Raw genomic sequence first — 24,000 nt, 5'->3', positions numbered from 1 at the left:
TCCCCGTTCCCCGTTCCCCGTTCCCCGTTCCCCGTTCCTGGCCCATCAAGCCTTTTACCTCCCTGCCGATATTTGTCCCAAGAGGGACAACCTTCGGCCGGGGAGCTATGAGCGGATTCTGGAAACGACTGTTCGCGCGCGAAGAGACGCTGCAAGAGCGCCCGCGTTTCAGCGTGGTCTTGCCGTGGCCCGAGGACTCCGCGCCGCAGGCGCCGGTACCTGTGCTGAGCAGCGCGGACATCCAGGACTGGTTCTATCGCCTGGTGCTCGGCATGCCCGGTTCCGAAGCGGTGGAATGGCGGCCGCAGGAGCAAGTGATGCTGCGGCGTCTGGACGAATTGTGCGGCGGCGATCGTTTTGACATCTCCACCTTGCCGCGCCTGCCGGAAGTGCTGCCGCAACTGCTGCGCTTGCTCAAGAGCGACAACTCCGACGGCACCAAGGTCTCCAAGCTGATCGGGCGTGATCCGGTGCTGGTCGGCGAGGTGATGCGGGTCAGCCGCAGTGCGCACTATCGCACCGCGCGGCCGATAAGCAGCCTGCAGCACGCGGTGGTACTGCTGGGTCATGACGGTTTACGCCAGATGGTCACGCAACACGTGATGAAACCGATCTTGCAGGCCAGCGCCGGCATGCTCGGCCACGCCGCCGGCCAACGCCTGTGGGATCACGCGGAACGCTGTGCGCATGCCAGCATGTATCTGGCCCGTGGGCAGGGCGATCCGTTCGAGGCGTATCTGGCTGGCGTGGTGTGCAACGCTGGCGTGGGCGCGATGATCCGCGTGCTCGACCAGGAAGCGCCACCCACACTGGGTGTCTTCAGCCGCTCCTTCCTCATCGGCTACACCCACCTGGCGAACCATCTCACCCTGCGTGCGGCCAAGCATTGGGAATTGCCGCCGAACGTGATCCAGGCGCTGCGCGAACGGTTGGAAGTGCGCGCAAAAGCGCCGGTTACCGAATTGGGGAATGCGCTGCTGGCGGCCGATCATCTGGCGATGATCCAGATGCTGGCCGACAACCACGTGATCGATCGCGCAACGCCGCCTGCGTCGGAAAGGGCAGATCGCTTGCCGGGTGTGCTGGTGGATCGTGCGCAGCAGGAGTTGCGGCGGGCGTTTCGGCCGCAATGATGTTCATGCCAATGCGGTTGAACTGCAACTTGCCGTGATCTGTTCCCTCCCCTGCTTGCAGGGGAGGGTTAGGGTGGGGTGAGTACTTGCCGTGAACTTTCCCGCAAGGGTTCACCCCCTCCCGACCTCCCCCTGCAAGCAGGGGGAGGAGAAAAGAGTGCGTTTTCCTGGCGATGCTGGCGTTTCACCCCAACCTGCAGCGCAGCGCGTCAACCGCGATTCGCCCCCAACCGCTCCTCAAACTTCTCTGCCGCCATTGGCGCGCCGAACAAAAAGCCCTGCATATGCGAGCAACCCGCTTCGCGCAGGAACGCGCTTTGCATTTCCGTCTCCACGCCTTCGGCGATCACATCCTTGTTGAGGCTGCGGGCCATCGCGATGATGGCGCTGGTGATGGCCGCGGTTTCTGCGTCGTGCGTGATGTCGCGCACGAAGGCGCGGTCGATCTTCAGCGCATCGACCGGGAAATGCTTGAGGTAGGAAAGGCTGTTGTAGCCGGTGCCGAAATCGTCGAGTGACAGGCGTACGCCGCGCTGGCGAATGCGTCGCAGCAGGCGGATGGTGCCGTCGCCACCGCTCATCATGGTGCGCTCGGTCAGTTCCAATTCCAGCAGCCCGGGATCGAGGCCGGTTTCGTTGAGAATGGTGTCGAGGCGCTCGCAGAAACCGGCATATTGGAACTGCAGCGGCGACACGTTCACCGAGATCGATATCGGATGCCCTTCGCGCTGCCAGGTGCGCGCTTGTCGGCAAGCTTCGCGCAAGGCCCAAGTGCCGATGGAAACGATCAGGCCGGTATCTTCCGCCACCGGAATGAACTGGTCCGGCGTGAACACTTCCTTGCCGTCCACGTACAGGCGCAGCAGCGCCTCCGCACCGACGATATGACGGTGCTGCGCATCCACCATGGGTTGGTATTGCAGCGCCAGTTCGTTATGCGCGAGCGCGTGGCGCAGCACATTTTCGATGCGCTGGCTGGCGGCGGAGCGCTGGCTCATTTCCGGCGCGTAGAAGCAGTAGCCCTGGCGACCTTGCGTTTTCACTTCGTACATGGCGGCGTCGGCCGTTCGCACCAGTGCGTCAGGTTCGGTGGCGTCGCGCGGGAACAGGCTGATGCCGATGCTGGCGCGGATGTCCAGCGGCGGTAGGTGCGACACCTGCGTCTGCGCGCAGGCGTCGAGCAGCTTGCGTGCGAAGCCGGCGGCTTCGTCCGCATCGTCCACGCGCGGCAGCAGCACCACGAATTCGTCACCGTTGTAGCGGAACGCCATGTCCTCGCTGTCGCGCAATACGCTGCGAATCTGCTGCGCCACCGCCTGCAGTACTTGATCGCCTACGCCGTGGCCGAGCGTGTCGTTGACGCGACGGAAATGATCCAGGTCCAGATACAGCAATGCGCATTGGCGATGTCGCTGTGTGGCCATCGCCGTGGCCTGTTCGATGCGCGCGTACAGCAGGCTGCGATTGGGCAGGCCGGTGAGTGTGTCGTGCTGGGCCAGTTGGATCATCTTCAGCGCCAGCGTGCGGTTTTCGCTGATGTCGTGACACACCAGCACGCCGCCGGTCACGCCGCCGGTGTGGTCGTGGATAAGCGCGGCAGAGGTTTCGATCGGCGTTTCAAAGCCGTTGCGATGAAGCAGGATCGCGCGTCCGCTGAAATCCACGATGGCATTGCGCTTTATCGCCTGGCGCAGGGGATTGTCTAGCGGCTGCCGGTTGTTGATGTCGCGCAGACGGAAGATGTCGTCCAGCGGGCTGCCTTTCGCGTCGGTGTTGGACCATCCAGTCATCGCCTCAGCGATCGGATTGAGCGAGATGATGTTGAGCCCGACATCGGCAGTGATCACTGCGTCGCCGATCGAGTTGAGCGTGACCTCGGCCAGCTGGCGTTCGCGGAACAGGGCTTCTTCGAATTGCTTGCGCTTGGTGATGTCCTGCACCTGGCTCACCAGGTAATTGAGCTGCCCGGCATCGCTGCGCACCTGTGAAACGCTTAGCTGCACGTGCACGGTATGGCCGTCGCGGTGGATGTAGCGCTTCTCAGTCTGGAACGCTTCGCGGCGGCCATTCAGGACCTGCGCGGACAGCGCTTCGCTCAGCGGAAGATCGTCCGGATGAGTTACGTCGCGCCAGGACATCGTGCGCAACTGCGCTTCGGGATAGCCCAGCATGTTGCAGAACGCGGCGTTCACACGCTGGTAGCGACCGTCCGGCAGGACCATCGCCATGCCTACCGACGCGTGCTGGAACGCCTGCGAGAAACGCTGCTCGCTTTCGCGCAGTTGTTCCTCCAGCGCATGGCGCTCGGTGATATCGGTGAACACGGTAAGCACACCGCGCAGCCGACCCTGCTCGTCGCGATCCGGCGTGAAGCTGCCGTGCACGTAGTGCAGCTGCGGACGGTTGAACAGCTGGCCTTCGTAGCTGGAAGCATGCCCGCCCAGCGCCTGCAGCAGGGCGGCGCGCACGCGCAGATAGCTTTCCGGATCGAGCACTTCGCTCACCAGCCGGCCCATGATGTGGGCCGGGTCCATATCGAACCAGCGACGGTGCGCCTCGTTGGCGAACATGAAGCGCTCGTGCATATCGATATAGGTAATGAGCGCCGGCACGCTTTGCACCACGTGCACAAGCAGGTCCTTCCCGGATTCCTGGGACGACGGATCGCCTTCGACGGGGTGCGTCAGCTTAGGCATGCGATTCCGGTTCGAGCGCGTGTCTGCACATCATGCGCCGGACGGGGTTTGGTTGCACCTGTGGGCGCGGCTCCCACTCCCCGGGAGGCACGCATGGCACCGTTCGGTCAGTGCAATGCAACTGCCGGCGCGCCAAGCGACCCATCCTCGTCCAACTGGATTTTCCCCAACGCATGCACATCGCTGGTCGCATTGAAGCGATCGGCCAGCGTGGTCACCAGCGGCCCGAGCGCGGCCGATTGCAGGGGGTAGCCATGCGCCAGCACGCGGGCGCGACCCGCCGCGCCGCGCTGCGCTACCGTGACCGCCACCACGCCGAGGCCGGCCGCCTCGTGTGCGAACAGCGTCGGCGCGTCGTAGGCGGGATCGGCCTGCGCCACGATCTCGGCCAGCCAGCCGGATCCATATTCGGTAGCGATGGCCGACCCGCCATCAAAATGCAGGGGCAAGCCATGTGCCTGCAACAACGCCGCATATTGGCGCAACTCGAACACGGCGCCGGCAAAAGCATGGCCGCGCTCGGCCGTCGCGCCGTCCTGCGCGGCCAACCATTGCGCCGGCGATTGCATCCAGGCTTTGCCGTCGGCGTAGCGCAGCGCCAGGCCGCGCGCGCTTAGCGTGGTTTCGGGGCGATACGGAGTGAGCATCGCCGCTTCCAGCAGTTGCCACAGCGGTGCCAGATTGACGTGCTCGTACTGCACGCAGGTGAGCGCGAGCAGATCGTTGCGGCTGAGGTAGCGCGCGTGTTCCAGCCGCACGCCAAGCGCGCGCATCAGCCAATCGGCGGTACGGGCACCGGCCTCGCCGCGGCCGACCAGTTCCACTTCCAGGCGCTCGGACAGCGCTTCGGCCATCTCTTCGGGAGCGAGCAAGCTCAGCGGCAGCAGGCGCATCGGGCCGTCGGCGTAGGCAGGGTCCGGCTCCAGCAGCTGCGCCGGCATGCGGCCTTCGTGATGGCCGAAGGCCACCACGTTTTCTAGTGCGCTGCGCGGCACGCGGCGCGCCAGCTCGTCCAGCGTGGCCCACACCGGAAAACCAGGGCGCAGTAGCTCTACCGCATCGAACACAGCGCCGCCCAAGGTCAACCGGGCTTGCGCGACTTCGGGCACCAATGCGTGCAGATCGTCTGCCACCAGAGCGACCAGCTCGGCGGCCTCGTCACGGCTGAGAGTGAGGTGTTGAGCGTGTTCGCCGGGCGACAGTTCCAGGGCCAGGACGACGTGCAGGGCTTGTTGTGACATTGAGATGGGAATTGGGGGAACAGGGAACGGGGAACGCAAGGTTCAACGCAAGTGGTGGGCTTGCCGAAGAAATAACTCGCTGTAGGCAAGCTGCGAAGCATAAGGCACAAACCGCGTCGCGCTTCACGTTCCCCGTTCCCGGCTCCCTGTTCCCCGGCTGTAAGCCCAACGAAGCGCCCGTTCGGGCTTTCGCCAGGGCCCCGCGCGGGTTAGCCTTGCGTGATCGGTGTATCGGGACCCAGATCAGGCTATGGAAAACACGCAGCAGCGCGTTGGCGTCATCGGCGGTGTGCGCATCCCGTTCTGTCGCAACAACACTGCCTATGCGGACGTCGGCAACTTCGGCATGTCGGTGAAGGTGCTGGGCGCGCTGGTCGAGCGTTTCGGGTTGCACGGTGTGGAACTGGGCGAAGTGGCGATGGGCGCGGTGATCAAGCACCCCTCCGAATGGAACCTCGCCCGCGAAGCCCTGCTCAGCTCCGGACTGGCGTCCACCACCCCCGGCATCACCACCGCACGCGCTTGCGGCACCTCGCTGGACAACGCCATCCTGATCGCCAACAAGATCGCCGCCGGGCAGATCGAAGCCGGCATCGCCGGTGGCTCGGACACCACCAGCGACGTGCCGATCGTCTACAGCCAGCGCCTGCGCAAGCGCCTGCTGGCGGTCAATCGCGCCAAGACGCCTTTGGACAAGCTGAAAACCGCAGTGCGCGGCTTTTCCTTCAGCGAATTGAAACCCTCGTTCCCGGGCGTGGCCGAGCCGCGCACGGGCATGTCGATGGGCGAACACTGCGAAAAGATGGCGCGCGAATGGCGCATCGGCCGCGAGGAGCAGGATCGCCTCGCGCTGGATAGCCATCGCAAGCTGTCCATCGCGTATGAGGCGGGTTTCTTTTCCGATCTGGTGGTGCCGTTCCGCGGCCTGAAGCGCGACGGTTTCCTACGCCCCGACACCAGCATGGACAAGCTGGCTGGCTTGAAGCCCGCATTCGACAAGAGCTCCGGCCTGGGCACGCTCACCGCCGGTAACTCCACCGGCCTTTCCGACGGCGCCGCCGCGGTGCTGCTGGCGAACGACGCGTGGGCAGCCAAGCGCGGCCTCACCATTCAGGCGTATCTGCGTGATGCCGAAGTGGCCGCTGTGGATTTTGTGCACGGCGAGGGCCTGCTGATGGCGCCGACCATCGCCGTGCCGCGCATGCTCAAGCGTAACGGACTCACGCTGCAGGATTTCGATTTCTACGAAATCCACGAAGCCTTCGCCGCGCAGGTGCTGTGCACGTTGCGCGCGTGGGAATCCGCTGATTACTGCAAGAATCGCCTCGGTCTGGATGCGCCGCTGGGCCACATCGATCCGGCCAAGCTCAACGTCAACGGCTCCAGCCTCGCGGCGGGGCATCCGTTCGCGGCCACGGGCGCACGCATCGTCGCCACGCTGGCGAAAATGCTGGAGCAGAAAGGCTCCGGCCGCGGGCTGATTTCCATCTGCACCGCCGGCGGCATGGGTGTGACGGCGATTCTGGAACGTCCCTGAAAGTTTTTATGCCCAGGCTGCGCACCACTGCCACTTTGAGTTTGCTCGCGCTGGTGATTGGCGTGGGCGGTACACAGTGGCTGAGCGAGCAGACCTATGCGCATGTGGATTGGCCGGTTGCCGCGCATCGCACGGCGGTCGCGCACGTGATGCATCGTGCGTACGAGCGGCCTCAGCGCGTAACCATGATGGCGCGCCCGCATTACGCGCCGGCGCAGGCGGAAGTGGCTGCAGCTCCGACAGTTCCCGCCAACGAAGAAACGACGCTGACGCCGGTATCGACGCCAGTTGCGTCATTGCCGACTTCGCAGATGGAAGATCACGCGGTGGGCAACCTGGTACTGCATCTGACGGTCGATGGACAAGGCCAGGTCACCCGCGCGTCGGTCGCGCAATCCAGCGGCGACAGCGTGCTGGATGCGAATGCGATGGCGATCGCGCAGCGCTGGCGGTTTGCGGTACCGGCGGATCATCCGCAGGGGATTAGTGGGGATTTGCCGTTGCGGTTTGCGGGTGAGTCGGCGCAGGTTGCGCAGACACCGTAAAGATTGTTTATACCGAATCGTCATTCCGGCGAAGGCCGGAATCCAGTTGAATACGCTGTGCGAAGCACACCGAACATACTTTTATGTTGTGTGCTTCGCACGCCATGTTTTGACTGGATTCCGGCCTTCGCCGGAATGACGGTGCGCAACGAAACGGCTTCAAGGTATGCGTTTGGCGCGGGAAAGAATGCCCTTAGTCGCGTAGGCTGGGATGACAATCCCAGCTATTCCAGCGCTACTTATTGCTGGGATTGTCATCCCAGTCTATGCACAAAACATCGCGGACAAAGCAAGCCTCAATGCGGCTTCTGCTCCGCAAACGAATACACCTGATCCGCCCACTGCGTCGCTGCGTAATACGCGCCGGCCATTTTGCGGATGTTTTGTGGTTGCATGTGCGCGCCCTTGAGGTCGCCCGCTTCCCACGCATAGACCTGTTCGAGCAGCGGCGCGAACGGGCCGCGGTCTTCGACCAGTGCGTCGCGAATTTCCGGTGCCAGCGGCAGATGGCTGAGCACGAATTCCATCGGTGCACACAACAGTGTATCGAGCAGGGACAACAGGCCGGCCATGAACGCCATTTCCTGCTGTCCAGCCGGCATGCCTTGCGCCAGTTTCTCGCACATATGCGCGCGGATCAGCGCGGTGCGCAGCAACTCCGGCGGACGATCGTCCGTGCCGCTGAGCGCCATGGTGTAGATCCAGTTGCGCAGGCGCGCCACGCCGAAGAAGATCGCCGCCTGCTGGATCGACTTCAGTTGCCGCGGCAACGCGAAGTACGCGGAGTTCACGCAGCCGAGCAGCTTGTAGCTGAGTACGGCGTCGTCGCGAATGATGTCGCCCAGTTCCACCGGGCCTGCGTTGCCGTCTTGCAGCGCGCTCATCAGGCGCAGCAGGCTGAGACGGCTGGGTGTGAGTACCGGCACTTCGATCTGCTGCGGAACGAGCAGGTAGCGACCTTGCACGGCTTGGAACGGCAGACTCTTGCAGTGGCCGTAGGTGACGTGATCGTCGACGTTGCCGGCGATCACGTCTACGCCGCGTTCAAAAAGATGCTTGCAGCGACGGGCCAGTGTATCGGCGTCGAGCGCTTTTGCATCGATACGCACGTAGCGCGCCAGGCGCAGCAGCGGTTCCAGCGCGCCATGGGGTTCGCTGGACGCAGGGTCGACGTCGCCAAGGTCAAGCAGTAACGGACAATTGCGCTGTGCCAGTTGTTGCAAACGCAGCAACACGGCCGCGTCACGCACATGGATCGGATCCATGATCACGCCCAGGCGCGGCGTATGCGCGAGGATGTCGGTCTGCTCCAGCAGCAGCGTGCGAGGCAGTCGCATGAAGGCGCGATTGCCGCGCACCAGTCGCGTGATCGCGCCGTCGGTGATGCCGGAAAGTACGCCGCCGATCAGTGTGGTATCGGCATCGGTGCCGGCGCCCTGGCGATAGAACACCAGTTCGTAGGCGAACAGCTCTTCCTCGCGATCCAGCATCGGACTGCGCACCACCGGCAGCAGCATGTCGCTGAGCGAGGTGGTTTCGTTACCCACGGGCTTGGTCGCGGAAGCCGCTGTACTGGTCGTCATGGTGTCGATACCGAACTTGGGTGAAGCCAGTGCTACGAACCGGACGCCTTGGATCACAGCGGCCGGGGGAATTCGTTCATGCCTGCGCGAGCTGTACGGAGCGATGCGTGTCCTGCAGCGCTCCGTTCTGGCCGTAGGTGCCGGTCTGCGCGTCGCTGCCGGTGAGCACCGCGAGCGCGCGCCGCACCTGCGTCAAACGTTGGCCGACCAGCGCACCGTTGCGCAGATTGTTGTCGCGGCAGACGGTCAGCGATTTCAGCAGTTCGCGCCATTGCGTATCCACCTGCTGCACGGCTTCGGCGGAGGTGCTGCACAGGTGCAGGCGTTCCACGTCGAGCTGCTCGAGCCTGCGCATCAGCATCTGCTTGGCTTCGCCCGCGCGGTTGAGTGCTTTGGCGTCGGCGACATTGAGCGCTTCGCGTTCTTCGTCCAGCACGTGGATGAGCTGCGCGGTGGTCGCGCTCATCTCGTCCAGTACGGTGCGCAAGGCGGCGCCGAGTTCGGCCTGCAGATTCGGGCTCATGGCATGGGGTTCTTTCTTACTTCGTGCCGCCGCCGATCTGGCCTTCCAGCGAAACCAGGCTGTTGGCGATGGCATGCGGATCGACCTTGTAGGTGCCGGCGGCCAGCTGATGCCGGATCTGATCGACGCGCTGCGTATCGACCGGCGCGTTCGCGCTGCTGGCCTGCTGCAGGGCGCGGGCCGAATCGGTCAGCTGCACGCTGTCGTTCGTCTGCGTGGCCGACGAGCTGGTGGCGGGTGCGGTGGTCGAAGTCTGGGCAGCGCTGTTTTCCGACGTGGTGGTGGCCAGTGGAAGCTGCGGTAAGCCGTTGGACGAAATCGTAGTGTTCATGGTTCTTGGCGTTCTCTCGATATGCCCTGGTAGGGGTATCGGCGTCCCCCGGGAAAACTTAAATGCGCCGATCGCCTGCAATATGTCTGGTCGTCCAAGATTAAGGAAGGGCCTGCACCTGGCCTTCCCCGATCACTACACCGTTGATCACCCGGCCGGAGTTGTCATTACGGACCCTCAGGCGCGCGCCGGTGTCCCCGCCGTCCAGGGCCATGCCCCGGGTGCGCACTTCGATGCCGTCCAATTGGGCCACCAACTGCACTTCCTCGCCGGCGCGCACGGTCTCTCGGCCGTTTAAGTCGCCCGGTTCCAGCGCCACGCCCGCGATCAGCGGTCGGCCCAGCGAGTGGCCCAGGATCTGGTCGAGGCTTTCGATATAGCCATAACCCAGCCGCGCCACGTCGCGCTCTTCGGTATGTACGTCGGCCGGGCCGGGCATATCACCGCGAGCCAGCGGCCGGCTGGTGACCAGCACGTTGCGGAACACCTGCATCTGCACCGGCACCTGAATCGTCCAGCCCGGATGGCCGGCGCAGCTCACCGCCACCGCCACGCGCGAGGGTGTGCCTTGGCGCATTGGAATGCGCGTTTGTAGAGGGAGCGGGCAGGCGGCCAGGTGCAGGCGCGCATTGAGTTGCGTCGGCATGATGACGACGCGACTGCCGGTGGCGCCGTATTGCGTGCGCACGGCTTGTTCGGCGGCGGCGCGCAGGTCGGCGGGGGTGGTGTCGGCGTGCGAGATGTTCGCCGCTACCAACGCGAGCAAACCCATGATCGCGCCTACACTGCTCCTCCCCCTGCTTGCAGGGGGAGGTTGGGAGGGGGTGAACCCTTGCGGGAAAGTCTCGGGCAAGTACTCACCCCACCCCAGCCCTCCCCTGCAAGCAGGGGAGGGGGCAGATTTCGCGAGAGGATGGGCGCCGAAAAAACTCATGGATGATCATCAGCCAACATCGCCGCCAATTGGCTGTTGATCGCCTCGCGCTCGCTCTCCAGCTTGTCGGACATCTGCGCGGCCTGTTCAAACTGCCCGTTGCCGAGCAATTCGAGAAACATTTCGCCGTGTTCGCGCAAACGCGCGGCCGATTCATGCAGGGTCGCGCCGGAAGGATGCGCGCCGTGACGGGCGATCAGCCGGTCGAGGCTGCGCCTGAGCACATCGGTGTCGAACCAGCGCCGGTCGAGCGAGGTAGGTTCTTGCAGCGCCAGGTCCATGCTCTGGCGCAAACCGATCACCGATTCGCGCACGGTCAGGCTGAGGCTGGCGATGTCGTTGCCGCTTTCGCCTTCCAGCCAGCTCAGGCACAAGCGATGCGCCAAGCCCGCCGCGCGGCCAAGCGCTTCGCCGTGTCGGCGACTTTCGTAGGCGCGGCGCTGCAAGGCGCCCAGCGTGGCTTTCAACGTGGTGGCGCGCACGTGCAGGGCATCCTGTCCGTCGCGCAGCGAGCGCAGGCGTTCGCCCGCGCCCTGCAAGGAGCCGCTGCCGTCCTGTAGCGTGCGTTCGGTGGCGTGTACGCCAGTTTGTGCGCGTTCCAGCCGCTGCAGGCTTTGTTGCACGTTGCCGTTCATCTGTAGCGAAAATTCGCCGATCGAACTGGTGACGGTTTCGATTTCCGCCGTGGCTTGCGCGGTTTTTTCCGCCAATTGCTTCACTTCGTCTGCCACCACGGCAAAGCCGCGACCGGCGTCGCCCGCGCGTGCCGCTTCAATCGCGGCGTTCAGCGCAACCAGGTTGGTCTGGTGCGCGATGTCCTGCACGCTGGTGGTGAGCGCGCGAATCTGCGCTACCTGTTCGGTAAGCAGGCTCTGGCTCTGGTTCATGGCCGACAGCGCGCTGCGCAGCAGGCGCAGATGGCCGTTGAGCTCGCTGACGTTCGCCGCGCTCTGCTCGCCGGCTTTGGACGCCTGTTCGATGCCGCCCTGCGCTTGCTGCAGGGTTGTCGACATGCCGGCGCTGCCCTCCGTCAACTGTCCGACGCTATCGCGACTCTCGCCGATCGATTGCTCGAGCGACACCTGCTCGCGATGCAGCGCCTGCGCATGCGTCAGCACCAGGCTTTGCTGCTCCAGCGATTGCAGCGCTACCGCCGCCGGCGCACGTGGCGCCAGTCGCGCGAACACGGGCGCGAGCAGCTTCGCTGTCGCGGGATGCTTGCGGCTCAAGCTCGCCAGTTCAGCTTCGTTTCCGGCAAGTGCGGCTTGCATCAGGGCGGCCAGATGCTGGCTGCGGATCAGACTCATAGACAAAAGAGTTCCGTGTATGGGTTCTCAGACATCGGCGGGAATGGTTGAAAGTTGAGGAAGCAATGTGTGTGCCACGGTGGGGAACAGGGAACAGGGAACAGGGAACATGCAGGTCGCACTAGCAAACGCATTGCGTTTTTTTGCGTCTTCATAGGAAAGGCTACGTTTGCGGTGCGCCTCACACCTGCGAGCACTTCACGTTCCCCGTTCCCCGTTCCCTGCTCCCTGCTCCCCGAGCAGCGCCCTCAAGCCACGCCTAAATGCGCCGATACCCCTACATCGAAAACACTCCAGAAAACCCATGACCTCCACGGCGCTGCTCGATAGCGTTGAAAGTCACACCCGCCTGGCCGGCCACAATCGCGTGGCGATGCTGCTGTTTCGCCTGGGCGATCGCCAGCTGTTCGGCATCAACGTCTTCAAGGTGCGCGAAGTACTGCGCAAGCCGCAGATGGAAAAATTGCCCGGCATGCACGCATGGCTGGCGGGTAGTTTCGACTATCGCGGCAAGACCATTCCGGTGATCGACCTGGCCGCCGCGATGGGCTATCCGCCGTTGGCGGGCGTCGATGCGACGCACGTGATCGTTACCGAATTCAGCCGATCCATGCAGGGTTTTCTGGTGTCGGATTTCCAGCGCATCGTGCATTGCACGGGCGAATCGCTTGAAGCGCCGGCCGTCACGCTCGGGTTCGGCAGTCGCGTCAACGCGGTCAGCCGCATCGACGGCCAGCTGATGGCGGTGGTCGACGTGGAGCACGTGCTGGCCAGCATCGAAGAGGTGGCGACAGAGCTTTCGCCACATATCCAGCAGCAGGCCGAGCAGCGCCCGCTGGCCCGGCGCCGCATCATGGTGGTGGACGATTCCACCGTGGCGCGCCAGCGTCTGGTCAGCCTGTTCAAGCGTATGAATGTCGAGTGCATCATCGCGCAGGATGGCCGCGAAGCGCTGGAGCAGCTTACGAACATGATGGAAGGCGGTGACGAAGGTGTGGCGCTGGTGATCTCCGATATCGAAATGCCGCGCCTGGACGGCTATGCATTGACGCGCGCCATCCGCGATACGCCGGCGCTGCGCCAGCTCAAGGTGGTGCTGCATAGTTCCTTGAGCGGCGTATTCAATGAAGCGCTGGTGCGCGAAGTCGGCGCGGACCGGTTCATCGCGAAGTTCCAGCCGGATTTATTGGCGAAGACGGTGCTGGATCTGATGGAGCTGTCAACAAATTGACGGCATTAAAGCCAATATGGTGATGTCGGGAATCCGTCCCGGCGCGCCGACATAACGTCACGCCACATCGCGCGCGCTACGGCGCACGGTCGCGAACGGCCGTCTCATGCGGTTTTTCCGCATTGTCAAGGCGTGGCATGCAACTTGCTCGACATCGTCCGCAGGCATCGATTGCCGCGGGGAATTCGTCATGAGCAACATTCTCGACAACGTATTCGGCTTAAGCAGCCAGGCGCTGGATGTATGGCAGCGCCGTTCCGAAGTGATCGCTTCGAACATCGCTAATGCCGACACGCCCAACTATCAGGCGCGCGACGTCGACTTCCGCCAAGTGCTGCAACAGGCCAGCGGCGGGGACTCGCAGTCGCTGCAATTGAGCACGCCTTCGCCCGGGCAGATCGATACCACCACGCAATCGGCGGATGCCTTGAAGTATCGCGTACCGCTGCAGCCGAGCATGGACGGCAACACCGTCGATGGGCAGGTGGAGCAGTCGGCGTTCGCCAGCAACATGGTGCATTACCAGGCCAGCCTCAGCTTCATCAACAGCACGATTCAGACGCTGCGCCTGGCCATCAATGGTGGAGGGCAAAACTGATGTCGCTGATGAAGATCTTCGACACTGCCGGTTCCGGCATGTCCGCCGAATCGCTGCGGTTGAACACCGTGGCCAGCAACCTCGCCAACGCCGACAGCGTCAGCAGCAGTCCCGATACCGCCTACAAGGCGAAGGAATTGCTCTTCGCGCCGGTGCTGCAAGCGCAAGGCGGCGTGGCCTCGCAGAACGCTGACACCAACGTCGGCGTACGCATGGAAGGCGTCACCGAAAGCCAGCAGCCGGTGGAAACGCATTACGAGCCGGGTAACCCGATGGCCGATGCGAGCGGCTTCGTCTATGGCAGCAACGTCAATCCGATCGATGAGCTGGTGAACATGATTTCCGCGTCCCGTTCGTATCAGAACAACGTGGAAGTGATGAACACTGCCAAGCAGCTCATGATCAAAACCATCAACTTGGGTAGCTGATCATGTCCGCCATCGGTAGTACCAGCAGTTATTCCACGTCGGGCTTGAGCCTCACCGGCAGCACGGTCACCAGCACGCCGACCGGCTCGACCATGACGCAATCCGATTTCCTGCAGCTTTTGACGACGCAGCTTACGAGCCAGGATCCCACGCAACCGATGGACAACTCGCAGATGGCCTCGGAGATGGCGCAGTTCGCGCAGCTCGGCTCGCTGCAGAACATCGAGAGCAGTTTGACCGGTTTGAGCAGCAACCTCGGCACCGATATGCAGACCTCGCAGGTGCTCAGCTCCGCCAGCCTGGTGGGACGCCAAGTACTGGTGCCGTCGACGTCGCTTACTTACAGCGGCAGCGCGGTGAACGGTGGTGTGAACGTCAGCACCGCGGGCGACGTGGTGGTCACCATCAAAGATGGCAACGGTAACGTCGTCAACACGATCGATCTCGGCGCGCAGCAAACTGGCCTGGCCAACTTTACCTGGAATGGCAAGGACAGCAGCGGCAACGCTGTGGCCAACGGCACGTACAGCGTTTCGGCCAACAACGGCGGCAACAGCAGCGCGCTTTCCACTTACGTAGCCGGTTCGGTGACCGGTGTCGGCTACGGCGGCAGCAGCACCGGCACGTATTTGCAAGTGGCGGGTATCGGCGGCGTGCCGCTGAGCCAGGTTGCACAGATCAACTGACGGCGCATCGATAACGCGCATCGTCATCATCCGGAGAGGTACAAAGCATGGCTCTCAATCAGGCGCTCAGCGGCATCAATGCGGCCCAGTCCGAGCTGAACATCATTTCCAACAACATCGCCAACGCCGGTACGGTGGGCTTCAAGGGCTCCACCGGACAGTTCGCCGAGGTGTATGCGGTCACCGGTCTCAATTTGAGTTCGGTGACCGTGGGCAGCGGTGCCGAACTCACCGGCGTTGCGCAGCAGTTTTCGCAAGGCGATCTAGAAACGACCAATGGCAGCCTGGACATGGCGCTCAGCGGCAACGGTTTTTTTGTCGTCAACAATGGCACCGGCAATCAGTACACGCGTGACGGCGCGTTCCACGAAGATGCCAACGGCTACGTGGTGACCGCCAACGGCGCCAACCTGCAGGTGTATCCGCCGACCACCGCGGGCGGCTTCAACACCAGCACGCTCACCAATCTGCAGCTCAATACCGCGCAGAGTGCAGCGACTGCCACCAGCACGATCACGGTTAGCTCCAATATTCCCTCTGGCGCAACCGTGCCGACCACGACACCGTTCAGTCCGACCGATTCGACCAGCTACAACGATGCGTCCACGCTGACCGTGTACGACTCGCAGGGTGGCGCGCATTCGGCGACGATCTATTACGTCAAGACTGGCAACAACGCCTGGAACGCGAATCTCTACATCGACGGCAACAGCGCCGGCACCGCAGCGATGACGTTCAACAGCGCCGGTGCGTTGACAACGCCGGCCAACGGTAATCTCAGTTTCACGCCGGTGCAGCCGACCAACGGTGCTTCGTTCCCCGCCACCATGACGGTGAACGTGACCAACACCACCCAGTTCGGCTCGGCATACGCGCCAGGCACGCTCAACCAGAACGGCTTCCAGGCCGGTGTGCTGGATAACGTGACGATCGGCACCAACGGCATCGTCACGGCGATCTACTCCAACAACCAGACCACCCAGCTCGGCCAGATCGCAGTGGCCAATTTCGCCAACTTGCAAGGCCTGCAGCAGGTGGGCAACAACCAATGGGTAGCGACGCAATCCTCGGGCACGGCGGTGCTGGGCACGGCCAGCGTCGGCCAATACGGCAACATCGAGCAAGGCCAGCTGGAAACCTCCAACACATCTGACACCACCGCGCAGTTGGTCAGCATGATCCAGGCGCAGCAGGACTATCAGGCGAATTCGCAGATGCTGGGTACGGTGAACTCGCTGTCGCAAACGCTGTTCCAGGCCGTGTCGCGGTAATAGCGTATGGATCGTTCCGTCTACATCGCCATGACCGGTGCCACGCAGATGATGCGTGCGCAGGATGCGGTAAGCCACAACCTGGCCAACGCATCCACCGTGGGTTTCAAGAGCGAACTCAGCGCGTTCCAAAGCGTGCCGGTGCTTGGGTCCGGTGCCAACACGCGTATCAACGCGGTGGCGCAAGGCGTGGGACAGGACGAAACGCAAGGCTCGGTGCAGCACACTGGCCGTACGCTGGATGTCGCGGTGAACGGTCCGGGCTGGATCGCGGTGCAAGCACCTGACGGCAGCGAAGGGTACACGCGTGCAGGCGATCTGCAATTGGGCGCCGACGGCAGTCTTACCGATGCGCGCGGCAATCCTGTGATGGGCACGGGCGGTCCGATCACCGTGCCTGACAGCGCGCAGATCGCCATCGGCAAGGACGGCACGATTTCCACCGTGCCGATGGGGCAGGGGCCCAACACTATCGCCGCGGTGGGACAGATCAAGCTGGTCAATCCGGATCCCACGCAGATGTCCGAGGGCACCGATGGCCTGATGCACATGAACGACGGCAGCAGCGCCGATAGCGACAGCACGGTGACGGTGACGTCCGGTGCGTTGGAAGCCAGCAACGTCAATCCATCTTCGGAGTTGGTGAAGATGATCTCGCTCTCGCGTCAGTACGAAATGCAGGTGCGTTCGATCAAGACCGCGGAAGACGACGCAGACGACAGCACCAAGCTGCTGCAGAGCAGCTAAGGGGGACGAGGCCATGAATTCATCGTGCAACCCATCCGTCGTCACAGCTGAACCTCGCCCTATGGCCGTCATTCCCGCGAACGCGGGAATCCACGTTGCTCTGATGCAAGAAGCGAAGATGGATTCCCGCGTTCGCGGGAATGACGGCAAAGAAGAATACGTAGCCCTGCAAGTGATCGGCCGTCTCTTGCTCATCGTCAAACCCATCTGGAGCTAACCCATGTTCTCCTCTCTCTGGATCGCCAAGACCGGCCTGGATGCGCAGCAGACGCAGATGGACGTGATCTCCAACAACCTAGCGAACGCAAGTACCACCGGCTTCAAGACCTCGCGTGCCTCGTTCCAGGATTTGATGTATCAGAACGAAGGCCAGCCCGGCAGCCAGACCACCGAGCAGACACAATCGCCGACCGGCCTGCTGCTGGGTACCGGCGTGAAAGTGGTCGGCAGCGAAAAGTTGTTTACGCAGGGTGCGATCACGCAGACCGGCAACTCGCTGGATGTGGCGATCCAGGGCAACGGTTTCCTGCAAGTTAGCCTGCCGGATGGCACGGTCGCCTACACACGCGACGGCTCGTTGCATGAAGATTCCACCGGCCAGGTCGTCACCGCGGACGGCTACCCGCTGGTGCCTTCGATCACACTGCCGTCCAACGTCAACAGCATCACCATCGGCACCGATGGCACCGTCAGTATTACCAGTAACGGTTCCACCGCGACGACGCAGGTCGGCACGATGCAGCTTGCCAATTTCGTGAACCCCGCCGGCCTGCAGCCGATGGGCCAGAACCTCTACCTGGAAACCCAGTCCAGCGGCACGGCACAGACCGGGCAGCCCGGCATCAACGGCATGGGCACGCTTGCGCAAGGCTCGCTGGAATCGTCCAACACCAACGTGGTGGAGGAGATGGTCAACATGATCCAGGCCCAGCGCACATATGAAATGAACTCCAAGTCGATCAGCGCCGTGGACGACATGTTGCAGTTCGTGATCAACAAGACTTGATGGTGATGTATGTCTGACCTCTCCGTGTTCGTGCGCATCGCTTCCGTTTCGCTGCTCGCAGCGACGCTGGCCGGCTGCGGTGCTATCCAACAGCACCAGCAACAGGAAGATGCGAAATGGGCTGCCACGGCACCAGCTGAACAGACGTCGCCGCCGCCCGCTGACGGTTCGATCTATCACGACATGCAGAACATGGAGCTGTTCAACGATGCGCGTGCGCATCGCATCGGCGACATCCTGACCATCAATCTGGTGGAAGCGATGCAGGCCAGCAAGAAATCCGAAACCACCACCAGCAAGACCGACAAGGTGAACGTCGGTGCGCCGCAGATCCTTGGCCAATCGTTGCGCGTCGCCGGCCAGAGCGCCAATTCCACGCTCAACTCCGCCAACAGCTTCGACGGCGCCGGCAGCAGCACGCAGAGCAACCAGCTTAGCGGCCAGCTTACGGTGACGGTGGCGCAGCGCCTGGCGAACGGCAACTTGCTGGTGCGCGGCGAGAAATGGCTGACGATCAATCAAGGGCAGGAGTTGATTCGTATCTCCGGCATCGTGCGTGCGCAGGACATCGGGCAAGACAACTCGGTGGATTCCACACGCGTGGCCGATGCGCGCATCACCTATACCGGTCGCGGTACCTTGAACGAAGCGAATACGCAAGGGTGGCTGGCGAAGTTCTTCAATTCGAAGTGGATGCCGTTCTGATTTTTTTCTCCCTCTCCCCTTTGGGGAGAGGGTTGGGGTGAGGGGCAACCTCGTGGAAAAGTACGTTTTTCAGGGTTCTACACATGCCATTCTTCAATCGCAAAAAAAATGAGCATGGCCGCAAGATTGGCCCCTCACCCCAGCCCTCTCCCCGAAGGGGAGAGGGTGCTGGGATCATGGCGGCCTTGTTGGTCTCGATGTTGGGTTTCATCCCGACCGCCCACGCCGACAAAATCCGCGACCTCGTCCAAGTCGCCGGTGTGCGCAGCAACCAGCTCGTCGGTTACGGCCTGGTGGTCGGTCTGGACGGCAGCGGCGACCAGACCACGCAGGCGCCGTTCACCACGCAGAGTCTGGAGAACATGCTCAAACAGTTCGGCGTGTCGATCCCTTCCACCGGCATCCAGCCGCAGTTGAAGGACGTGGCGGCGGTGACCATCACCGCGCAGCTGCCACCCTTCGCCAAGCCGGGGCAGACCATCGACATCACCGTCGCATCGATCGGTAACGCCAAGAGCCTGCGGGGCGGCGAGCTGTTGATGTCGCCGTTGCGCGGTGCGGACGGCAACGTCTACGCGGTGGCGCAGGGCAGCGTGGTGGTCGGCGGCGTGAGTGCATCGGGCAAAAGTGGCTCCAGCGTGCAGATCAACATCTCCGCTAGCGGCCGTATTCCCAACGGCGCCTCGGTTGAACGCTCGGTACCCAACTCTTTCAACAGCGGCGGCGACATCGTGCTGAATCTCAACACGGCCGACTACGCCACCGCTAACCACATCGTCGACGCGATCAATCATCTATACGGCTCCGGCACGGCGCATGCGCTCGATGGCGGTTCCCTCTCCGTGCGTGGCCCGGTCGACCCCGGCCAGAAAGTTGCGTGGCTGGGCGCGATCGAATCGCTCGACGTCACGCCGGGCGATGCGCCCGCGCGCGTGATCGTCAATTCGCGTACCGGCACGGTGGTAATCGGTTCGGATGTACGCGTGAGCGCCGCGGCCGTCGCGCACGGTTCGATCGCCGTCACGATCAGCGAGCAGCCGCAGGTCAGTCAGCCGGGGCCTTTCAGCAATGGGCAGACTGCGGTGGTGCCGAATAGCTCGGTGTCGGTAACCCAGCAAGGTGCGCACATGTTCAAGTTCGGCCCGGGCGTGAGCCTGGATGCCATCGTGCGCGCGGTGAACCAGGTGGGCGCCACGCCTACGGACCTGATCTCGATCCTCGAAGCGCTCAAGCAAGCTGGTGCGCTTCACGCAGATCTTGTGGTGATCTAATGGCTGATCTCGGCAACGTCGCAGCGCAAACGCTAAGCACCTGGACAGATCTGTCCGGGTTCGGCGCGCTGCGTCATCAAGCCGAGACAGACAGCAATGCCGCACTGCCGGCCGTGGCCAAGCAGTTCGAATCGATGTTCACAGAGATGCTGCTGAAGTCGATGCGCGAGGCGAACTTCGGCGATCCGCTGTTCGAAAGCCAGGCCACCGATACGTGGCAGGACATGTATGACCAGCAGCTGTCGTTGAGTCTTTCCCAGCACGGTAAAGGCCTGGGGATAGCCGACATGCTGGTGCGCCAGCTTGGCGGGCATGGCCAGGCGCAGGGTGCTGAAAACAAAAACGCCGCGGTGGATCCAAACACCACCGGTATGGTCGATAACTGGAAGCAGCGTTTGTTCGACCTGGAGGATGCCACCCGTTCCACCGCGCGCAAGGCGATGGCGTGGCTGCCGCCGGATGCGGAAACCTTCGTGCGCGAACTCGCGCCGCAGGCCAGCGTCGTCGCGAAGGAACTGGGCTTGTCGCTGCGCACCGTGCTGGCGCAGGCCGCGCTCGAAACGCAGTGGGGCAAGCACATGCCCGCGCACGCCGATGGCAGCAGCAGCTTCAATCTGTTCGGCATCAAGGCCGGTGGCAGTTGGGGCGGCTCACGCGTGAACGTACCGACACTGGAATACGAAGGCGGCATCGCCGTGCGCAAGCAGGCGCAATTTCGTTCCTACAAATCCGTGGCCGAATCGTTGGCCGACTACGCCGACCTGATCGGCAAGGACCCGCGCTACGTCCAGGCACGCGGCCGCGGCGACGATGTGATGGGCTACGCCCGGGCGCTGGTCGACGGCGGTTATGCCACCGATCCGGAATACGCGGGCAAGGTGGCGGCGATCGCCAACAGTAGCGTGATGCGGCAGGCGTTGGACGCGCTCAAGAAAACGGCTGGAGTGCCGAATTTATGAACGAGAACGTCCGCGGCCTTCGCGATGTACTCCCTCCCCCTGCAAGCAGGGCGAGGGGCGTGAACGCATGCACTTTCGGCAAGCTTATCGACTAAGGAAATGCCCTCCCCATGTCCAGCATCCTAAACATCGGCATTTCCGGCCTCAACGCCGCTCAGGTCGCCCTGAGCACGGTCAGCAACAACATCGCCAACGCCAGCACCAGCGGCTACAGTGAGGAAAGCGTGCAGCAGGCGGAAACCATCGGGCAGAGCAACAGCCAGTACACCATCGGTTCCGGCGTGAACGTGACGGCGGTGCAGCGCGCCTACAGCCAGTACCTGACTCAGGCACTGTGGAGCAGCAGCAGCAGCCTGCAGGGCGCGACCACCAGCAACAACCTCACCAGCACGCTCAATAGCCTGTTGAGCAACAGCGGCAACCTGCAAACGGCGCTGGATAATTTCTACAGCGGTTTCAGCAGCGTGGCGAACTCGCCCAGTTCCTCCTCGGTACGGCAGGCGGCGCTGGGCAGTGCAACTTCGCTCACCAGTGTGTTTAACACGCTCGGCCAGCAGCTCAGCCAGCAATCGACGCAGGTCAACCAGCAGATCGGCAGCACCGTCAGCAGCGTCAACAACCTGGCCTCGCAGATCGCCAAACTCAACGGCCAGATCGCACAGGCGGGTACCAACAGCAACCCGAATGCCTTGCTCGATCAGCGTGACACGCTGGTGCAGCAGCTCGCCGGGCTAACCGGCATTTCCGCAGCGACCAACAACGACGGCTCGATCAGCGTGTACACCTCGGCCGGCGGAACGCTGGTGAGCGGCACGCAGTCGTATGCGCTGTCCTCTGGTGCGAATCAATACGACCCAAGCAGCACCGATGTGTTCGACAGTTCCGGCAACGACGTTACATCGCAGCTGAGCGGCGGCACGCTGGGCGCGTTGGTGAACTATCGCAGCACCGTGCTGCAGCCTGCACAGAATGCGCTGGGTCAGTCGGCGATCGCACTCGCCTCCAGCGTCAACGGGCAACAGGCGGCAGGTTTGGATCTGAACGGCCAGCAGGGCAAGGCGATCTTCAGCGTTTCCTCGCCCACGGTGCTGCCGTCGAGCAAGAATTCCAGCGGCGGCGCCACGGTGAGCGCCTCCGTGAGCAACGTGTCGCAGCTCACCACTTCCGACTACGTGCTGAAGTACACCGGCGCGGGCACCGGCACCAATGGCTGGGCGTTGTCGACGACCAGTGGACAGAACGTGGCACTCACGGCGAATGCCAACGGCACGCTTTCCGCCGATGGCCTCACCTTCAGCGTGTCGGGCACGGCGCAGACCGGTGACAGCTACGAAATCGAGCCGACGCGCAGTGCTTCTACCTCGCTGTCGGTGAGCATGACCGATCCGAACGGCATCGCCGCAGCCGCAGCGTTGACGGGCTCGGCGACGACCAGCAATACCGGCACCGGCAAGGCGGGTTCAGTGAGCGTGACCAACTCGGCCAACAGCAATCTGCTTTCCGGCGCCACGATCACCTTCGGCGCAGGCGGCAATTACTCGATTACCGATGGTGCAGGTAATACGACAACAGGCACATACACCGCCGGTCAGCCGATCGCTGCCGATGGCTGGAGCCTGGCCCTCACCGGCACGCCGGCCAGTGGCGACAGCTTCACCGTGGCGGCCAATACCAACGGCCTCAACGACAACAGCAACGCGTTGTCGCTGGCTGGGCTATCCGATAGCGGTGTGCTCAATGGCGGCAAAACCTCGGTGGTGACCAGCTACGCCAACCTCACCGCGCAGATCGGCACCGCCGGCAGCCAGGCCAGTTCCAATCTCACCACGCAGACCAGCCTCTACAACCAGGCGATGAGCACGCAGCAAAGCTACGCCGGTGTGAACTTGAACCAGGAAGCGGCCAATCTCGTGCAGTTCCAACAGGCTTACCAGGCTTCGGCGCAAGTCATCACCACCGCCGAGCAGATCTTCAGCAGTCTGATCACTGCCATTCAATACGGTTAAGGTACGGCCCCCATGCGCATCTCTACCTCCTGGATGTACCAACAGCAGCTCACCACCATGCTCGATCAGCAGAGCGCGTTGGCGCAGACGCAGAACGAAGTGAGCACCGGCAACGCCATCAACGTGGCCTCCGACAATCCGACCGGTGCCGCGCAGATCGTGGGCTTGAGCCACATCCTTGCCCAGAACACGCAGTACAGCAGCAATACCGACAGCGCCAACACGCGCTTATCCACCGAAAGCAACACGCTCACCTCCGTCAATAACCTGCTGAGCAGCGTGAACGACATCGCTCTCAGTGCTATCAACGGTGCCATGTCGTCCACCGACCTGAGCAACATGGCCACGCAGCTCACGCAGTATCGCGATCAACTCGTGCAACTGGCCAACACCACCGATGCGAACGGGCAGGCGCTGTTCGCCGGTACCAGCACCACGACCACGCCGTTCGCCAAGAACAGCAGCACCGGTGCGGTGACCTACGTCGGCAACGACCAGCAGTCGTTCACCGCGATCGGCAGCGGCTTGCAGGTGGCCAGCAGCGATGCCGGCAGCTCGATCTTCATGAACCTGGCCGCCGGCAACGGTTCCTTCGTCGCAAGCGCCGGCAGCAGCAATACCGGCACGTTGGTAGTGGGCGCGAACAGCGTCACCGATACCGCTGCATGGACGGCTGCGACGGCTTCGGGCCCGATCAATGACACGATCACCTTCGGCGCCAACGGTGCCTACAGCGTGACGAATGCATCTGGCAACCCCGTTACCGACAGCAGCGGCAACCCCATCACCGGCACCTACACCGACGGCGGCAGCATCAGCTTCAACGGCATGAGCATCAGCATGAGCGGCACGCCGGCTTCGGGCGATACGGTGAATGTGAAATCGGATACCGCATCCAATACGCAAGACGTTTTCACCACGCTCAACAACATGATCGCCGCGCTGCAAAGTGGCGGCAGCTCGACCTCCATCAACAACACGCTGAACCGCCAGCTCGAATCGCTCAACCAGGCGATGAACAGCGTCTCCACTGCGCAGGTGTCTGTGGGCAGCCGCATCGACACCTTGCAGCAGCAGAGCAGCAGCTATTCCGATCTCAGCGTGACGTACAAGAGCGCGCTGTCCGATGTACAAAACGTGGACATGGCGACGGCGATCAGCAATCTCTCGCTGCAATCAACCGCGTTGCAGGCGTCACAGCAGGTGTTTGCAAAGATCCAGAGCACCAACCTGTTCGATTACATCCGCTGACGCATTACCCA

General features: G+C 62.9%; 23 protein-coding genes. 16 read left to right on the top strand and 7 right to left on the bottom strand.

The features are described from left to right. Nucleotides 1-107 precede the first annotated feature (107 nt). Nucleotides 108-1,133, top strand: coding sequence for an HDOD domain-containing protein (locus tag ISP18_RS16365; protein ID WP_380014362.1), 1,026 nt, complete (start codon nucleotides 108-110; stop codon nucleotides 1,131-1,133). Nucleotides 1,134-1,342: 209 nt separating this feature from the next. Here the strand turns inward: ISP18_RS16365 and ISP18_RS16360 are convergent, their stop codons facing one another. Next, a complete protein-coding gene (locus ISP18_RS16360) occupies nucleotides 1,343-3,829 on the bottom strand; it encodes a sensor domain-containing protein (RefSeq protein WP_380014359.1) in 2,487 nt (828 codons plus the stop codon). Nucleotides 3,830-3,936: 107 nt separating this feature from the next. Then, entirely contained in the window at nucleotides 3,937-5,070 is a 1,134-nt protein-coding gene (locus ISP18_RS16355; protein WP_380014356.1) for a hypothetical protein, read from the bottom strand. A gap of 250 nt (nucleotides 5,071-5,320) precedes the next feature. On the opposite strand from ISP18_RS16355, the gene ISP18_RS16350 reads away from it, so the two are divergent. Then, complete coding sequence (locus ISP18_RS16350) at nucleotides 5,321-6,607, top strand: acetyl-CoA C-acetyltransferase (RefSeq protein WP_380014353.1); 1,287 nt, start codon at nucleotides 5,321-5,323, stop codon at nucleotides 6,605-6,607. Nucleotides 6,608-6,615: 8 nt separating this feature from the next. Continuing rightward, a complete protein-coding gene (locus ISP18_RS16345) occupies nucleotides 6,616-7,152 on the top strand; it encodes an energy transducer TonB family protein (RefSeq protein WP_380014350.1) in 537 nt (178 codons plus the stop codon). A 296-nt stretch (nucleotides 7,153-7,448) separates the two neighbouring features. Here the strand turns inward: ISP18_RS16345 and ISP18_RS16340 are convergent, their stop codons facing one another. From ISP18_RS16340 to ISP18_RS16320, 5 genes are all read right to left on the bottom strand, one after another. Continuing rightward, entirely contained in the window at nucleotides 7,449-8,735 is a 1,287-nt protein-coding gene (locus tag ISP18_RS16340) for an EAL and HDOD domain-containing protein (RefSeq protein ID WP_380014348.1), read from the bottom strand. 76 nt (nucleotides 8,736-8,811) lie between these two features. Then, nucleotides 8,812-9,258 carry a flagella synthesis protein FlgN gene (locus ISP18_RS16335; protein ID WP_380014345.1) on the bottom strand — a complete coding sequence of 149 codons (447 nt, stop codon included), beginning with the start codon at nucleotides 9,256-9,258 and terminating at the stop codon, nucleotides 8,812-8,814. Nucleotides 9,259-9,274: 16 nt separating this feature from the next. Next, on the bottom strand, nucleotides 9,275-9,589 hold the full coding sequence (gene flgM, locus ISP18_RS16330; RefSeq protein WP_380014342.1) for a flagellar biosynthesis anti-sigma factor FlgM: 315 nt from the start codon (nucleotides 9,587-9,589) through the stop codon (nucleotides 9,275-9,277). Nucleotides 9,590-9,689: 100 nt separating this feature from the next. Next, a complete protein-coding gene (gene flgA, locus ISP18_RS16325) occupies nucleotides 9,690-10,361 on the bottom strand; it encodes a flagellar basal body P-ring formation chaperone FlgA (protein ID WP_380014339.1) in 672 nt (223 codons plus the stop codon). Between the two features lie 158 nt (nucleotides 10,362-10,519). After that, on the bottom strand, nucleotides 10,520-11,830 hold the full coding sequence (locus ISP18_RS16320; protein WP_380014336.1) for a methyl-accepting chemotaxis protein: 1,311 nt from the start codon (nucleotides 11,828-11,830) through the stop codon (nucleotides 10,520-10,522). A gap of 304 nt (nucleotides 11,831-12,134) precedes the next feature. Between ISP18_RS16320 and ISP18_RS16315 the strand changes: the two genes are divergently transcribed. The 13 genes from ISP18_RS16315 to flgL all read left to right on the top strand — a co-directional run bounded on the left by ISP18_RS16315 (nucleotide 12,135) and on the right by flgL (nucleotide 23,989). Further along, nucleotides 12,135-13,061 (top strand): chemotaxis protein, encoded by a 927-nt coding sequence (locus ISP18_RS16315; protein WP_380014333.1) that lies wholly within the window; start codon nucleotides 12,135-12,137, stop codon nucleotides 13,059-13,061. Between the two features lie 190 nt (nucleotides 13,062-13,251). Further along, nucleotides 13,252-13,659, top strand: a complete 408-nt coding sequence (gene flgB / locus ISP18_RS16310; RefSeq protein ID WP_380014330.1) for a flagellar basal body rod protein FlgB — start codon at nucleotides 13,252-13,254, stop codon at nucleotides 13,657-13,659. After that, a complete protein-coding gene (gene flgC / locus ISP18_RS16305) occupies nucleotides 13,659-14,087 on the top strand; it encodes a flagellar basal body rod protein FlgC (protein ID WP_380014327.1) in 429 nt (142 codons plus the stop codon). Before flgB ends, flgC begins: the two co-directional genes overlap by 1 nt. Nucleotides 14,088-14,089: 2 nt before the next feature. Next, entirely contained in the window at nucleotides 14,090-14,773 is a 684-nt protein-coding gene (locus tag ISP18_RS16300) for a flagellar hook assembly protein FlgD (RefSeq protein ID WP_380014324.1), read from the top strand. A 47-nt stretch (nucleotides 14,774-14,820) separates the two neighbouring features. Beyond that, a complete protein-coding gene (locus ISP18_RS16295; protein ID WP_380014321.1) occupies nucleotides 14,821-16,044 on the top strand; it encodes a flagellar hook protein FlgE in 1,224 nt (407 codons plus the stop codon). A 6-nt stretch (nucleotides 16,045-16,050) separates the two neighbouring features. Next, nucleotides 16,051-16,791, top strand: a complete 741-nt coding sequence (gene flgF / locus ISP18_RS16290; protein ID WP_380014318.1) for a flagellar basal-body rod protein FlgF — start codon at nucleotides 16,051-16,053, stop codon at nucleotides 16,789-16,791. Nucleotides 16,792-16,852: 61 nt separating this feature from the next. Further along, complete coding sequence (locus tag ISP18_RS16285) at nucleotides 16,853-17,008, top strand: hypothetical protein (RefSeq protein WP_404559531.1); 156 nt, start codon at nucleotides 16,853-16,855, stop codon at nucleotides 17,006-17,008. Nucleotides 17,009-17,011: 3 nt separating this feature from the next. Then, nucleotides 17,012-17,797: a flagellar basal-body rod protein FlgG gene (gene flgG / locus ISP18_RS16280; RefSeq protein ID WP_380014315.1), complete on the top strand. Its 786-nt coding sequence runs from the start codon at nucleotides 17,012-17,014 to the stop codon at nucleotides 17,795-17,797. A 9-nt stretch (nucleotides 17,798-17,806) separates the two neighbouring features. Then, nucleotides 17,807-18,502, top strand: coding sequence for a flagellar basal body L-ring protein FlgH (flgH, locus tag ISP18_RS16275; RefSeq protein WP_380014312.1), 696 nt, complete (start codon nucleotides 17,807-17,809; stop codon nucleotides 18,500-18,502). A 176-nt stretch (nucleotides 18,503-18,678) separates the two neighbouring features. Beyond that, a complete protein-coding gene (locus ISP18_RS16270) occupies nucleotides 18,679-19,773 on the top strand; it encodes a flagellar basal body P-ring protein FlgI (RefSeq protein ID WP_380014309.1) in 1,095 nt (364 codons plus the stop codon). After that, nucleotides 19,773-20,732, top strand: coding sequence for a flagellar assembly peptidoglycan hydrolase FlgJ (flgJ, locus tag ISP18_RS16265; RefSeq protein WP_380014305.1), 960 nt, complete (start codon nucleotides 19,773-19,775; stop codon nucleotides 20,730-20,732). Before ISP18_RS16270 ends, flgJ begins: the two co-directional genes overlap by 1 nt. A gap of 110 nt (nucleotides 20,733-20,842) precedes the next feature. After that, on the top strand, nucleotides 20,843-22,738 hold the full coding sequence (gene flgK / locus ISP18_RS16260) for a flagellar hook-associated protein FlgK (RefSeq protein ID WP_380014302.1): 1,896 nt from the start codon (nucleotides 20,843-20,845) through the stop codon (nucleotides 22,736-22,738). A gap of 12 nt (nucleotides 22,739-22,750) precedes the next feature. Then, complete coding sequence (gene flgL, locus ISP18_RS16255; protein WP_380014299.1) at nucleotides 22,751-23,989, top strand: flagellar hook-associated protein FlgL; 1,239 nt, start codon at nucleotides 22,751-22,753, stop codon at nucleotides 23,987-23,989. Nucleotides 23,990-24,000: the final 11 nt, after the last annotated feature.

Origin of the sequence: Dyella humi (genome assembly GCF_044904605.1) — a bacterium.
GTDB lineage: Bacteria > Pseudomonadota > Gammaproteobacteria > Xanthomonadales > Rhodanobacteraceae > Dyella_B > Dyella_B humi.
The sequence above is the reverse complement of the archived record's forward strand: the minus strand, read 5'-3'. Positions and strand labels throughout refer to the sequence as shown.